The organism is Coleofasciculus sp. FACHB-712 (genome assembly GCF_014695635.1).
Lineage (GTDB): Bacteria > Cyanobacteriota > Cyanobacteriia > Cyanobacteriales > FACHB-T130 > FACHB-T130.
The window spans coordinates 1-3517 of sequence record NZ_JACJOQ010000167.1 but is presented as its reverse complement, the minus strand read 5'-3'; the positions used below and the strand labels follow the sequence as shown (position 1 = coordinate 3517).

Sequence of the window (3517 nt, the reverse complement as noted above, 5' to 3'; positions counted from 1 at the left end):
TACTTGCACGCATTATTGAGCAACTCTGTCAAAATTCGCTCCACACTGGCTAATTCCGAGACTAGGGTGGGCAAGTTTGAGGGAATATCAACCTGTAAGATTTGTTCGCGTTCCTGTATGCGGGAGCGAAAGGATTCAATAATATTCGGCAACCACTCTGGTAGATCGATTGCCGTGGCAAGAAAGCTGGGATAAGACGCAGCTGCTAGCCGTTGCAAGTCTAGAAGGTCATTGATTAGCTCAGTTTCTCGGTTGCACTCTGTTTGCAATATTTGTAGATAGCGCTGAGAGCGATCGCCTGTCGGAGAAACCTTGAGCATTTGGATCGCCATTTTCATATTGGCGATAGGAGTCCGCAATTCGTGGGAAACCGTGCTGAGGAAGTCATCTTTGAGTTGATTGAGTTTCTCCAGTTCCTGCACTTGGGCAAGGGATGTTTGATAAAGTCGGGCTTGACGAATTGCGATCGCGCATTGATTGGCTACCTGTTTGACCAGCCGAATCTCCAGATTGTTAAAGGTATAATCTGGGTGATGGAATAACCACAAATCCCCCAGGACTCCTTGATCGTCGAACATCGGACAAGCTAACATCGATGCCTGACCGTGGATAGAGTTGCCAGAGAAGGAACACAATTGAAAATGCTTCCCTTGCCGGAGGGGTCGATAAATTTCCGGAAAAGAAGCCATTTGCAAGACGCGACCCTTCGAGGAAGGCATTGAGGCGGCGTATTCGTAGCAAATCGTGGCAGTTTCTTGTTCCAAGTTGTAGAGCGAAGCATGGCAGCTGCTCATGTTGAAAGAGAGTGCTAACTCCCTAACTGCTGCTTGCAAAATTTGGCTTTCGTCCAGACTATCGCGGACTTTGTCTGTGATGCGTTTCAGCACCGCATCAAAGCCGAGTGCTTTTTGCAACTGGGTGGTACGTTTTTGCACTTGGCGTTCCAGATTGGAGTTCATCTGTTGCACCTGCTTAAACAGTGCCGCTTGCTCAATGGCGATCGCTAACTGATTCGCCAATGAAGTCAGTAAGTCAATTTCTAATTGCTGCCACTGTCGGGGTTGCGAACACTCATGGACACAAAGCAACCCCCACAGTATAGGCGTGGGGGAAGTGGTGCAAAACACCGCATTCGCTCCCGTATTTTCTGCGACGGTGAAGATTTCGTCCCTGCCTCTTTGCAAAATCGGGACTATCAAAGTCGCTCTGACTTGAATCTCAGCCAGTAGGTCAAAATGATATTTATCTAAATCTGCGGTATGAATATCTTCTATCGCGGTGATTTCCCCTTGTTGGTGGCGCTGGACATAAATGTCACCTAGTGGTTTTGAGATGGTGCTTCCCTGGAGAGACTTACACCCAGAACCGACCGATTCCATCATTACGACTCCACTCCAGTCTGGCTGGAAACGGTAAACGATTACCCGGTCGGTCTGGAGCAATTCTCGGACTTCAGTGACGGTTGTATTGAGAATCTCGTCTAAGTCTAAAGATTGGCGAATGCGTTGAGCGATCGCTGCTACCAATCGCTGTCGTTCAGTCTGCTGCGTTAAAGCGAATTGTGCGAGCTTCTGTTTGGTGATATCCAGAGTAGTGCCAATCATCCGCACCGCTGTGCCTGTTTCGTTGCACAGCAACTGGCTTTTTGTCATCATCCAACGAATGCTGCCATCAGGCCAGACAATGCGAAATTCCTGTTCGTAGCCCTGATTTTCTTCCAAGGCACGAATTGCTGCTTGCTGTACGGATTCGCGGTCTTCCAGATGAATGTATCCAAGGAAGGCGTCATAGGTTTTCTCAAAGCTACCTGGAGTCAAACCAAATAGCTTTTCATTGTTGTCAGTCCAGGTCACTTGATTCGTGAGGATGTTCCAGTCCCAAATGCCCATTTGTGCAGCTTCCAGAGCTAGTCTCAATCGCTCCTCACTTTGTTGCAGTGCCTCTTCTGCTTGCTTGCGTTTCGTGATATCGAATCGAATTGCTAAATATTGGAACGGTTTTCCTTGGTCATTTAGAAACGGCACAATCGTAGTATCGACCCAGTAACAAGTGCCATCCTTCGCTCTATTTTTAATTTCCCCTTGCCAAATTTTTCCGTCAGAAATCGTTGCCCAAAGATTTTGAAAGAATTCTTTTGAATGGAATCCAGAATTGATCAAACGATGACTTTGTCCAATCAATTCTTCTCTGGCATATTTAGAGATTTGACAAAACTTATCATTAACATAGTTAATCGTTCCCTTCTCGTCAGTTGCTACTGCGATCGCCGCTTTATCTAAAGCAAACTTGATGTCTGATAATTCCTTTAACGATTGTTCTAATGCCTGTTCAGCTCGCTTACGTTCGTCAATATTTTCAATAACCGAAATGAAATACTTCGGCTCACCCGTTGGTTCGCGTACCAGCGATACAGTCAAATTAATCCAAACTTGAGAACCATCTTTGCGGATGGAGCGCTTCTCGATGGAATAGGTCTGAATCTCTGATGCCAACATTTGGCGGACGTGTTCAAGATCCGCATTCAAATCGTCGGGGTGAGTAATATCCTGAAAAGTGCGCTCTCGCAGTTCCTCTGGCGTGTAACCCACAATATCGCAGAGTTTTTGATTAACCAGTAACCACTGCCCGTCGATGCTGACGTGAGCGATGCCAACAGCAGCTTGGTTAAATGTTGCCTGGAAGAACCTGTCGCTTTCTGTGCGTGCCTCTTGCACTTGCCTACGGTTGCTGATATCGGTGAATATGCCGATCGCACCCTGAAATTGACCATTTTCGCCAAAGAGAGGACTGGTTCTAGCGAATACCCACCACTCTCGATCGTTTTTGCAACGCCAACGCCACTCATGCTGTTCTTGGGTTCCTTGCTGCATCCGCTGGTAATACGAGTGTGCTTCAGCAAGGTCTTCCTCAAAGAGGAAATCAAATGCAGAACGACCCAGAATTTCCTCACTTGAATAGCCGAGCATTTCGGCGGTTTGCTGGTTAACGTATGTCGTTTTTCCCTCAGCATCGATTATCCAAATGCCTTCACCCGTCGCATCCAGAACTCGCCGATACATCTGTTCGTTTTGGCGCAGCAGTGCCTCAGTTTGTTGGCGCTGATTGATTTCATGTTGCAATTGTTCGTTAGCTTGCGCCAGTTCCGCAGTCCGATTTCTTACCCGCTTTTCTAACTCTTCATCAGCTTCGTGCAACTTCGCCTCTGTTTGCTGACACCGGGTTAATGCAGCTTGCAACGCTTCTTTGGCTTTGAGAAGCTTTAGAGTTTGTGCTTTAAGCCGCATATCAAACTCTCTAGACATTCTGCGTTTTAATCTGCTCATCATAACTAGCCGCGTTGCAAAGTACAGTGCTACGATTAGCTTCTTCTATCTTCTTCAGTTACGAATGCGATCGCTCATAAGTTTTCTGGACTGTAGAAGACCTTTAAGAAGCTACGCTCACCATTTTCCCGCTTCTTCCATCTTCAAGGCAGGGGATGCCGCGTATACCGACATAGGTTGTGCGATCGCAATCT

Annotated in this window: 1 protein-coding gene; it reads right to left on the bottom strand. The window is 46.9% G+C overall.

The annotated features are described in order from the left end of the window. Nucleotides 1–3284, bottom strand: a 3284-nt coding sequence (locus H6F50_RS04470; protein WP_199291992.1) for a PAS domain S-box protein, incomplete at its 3' end; no start/stop codon positions are given. Nucleotides 3285–3517: the final 233 nt, after the last annotated feature.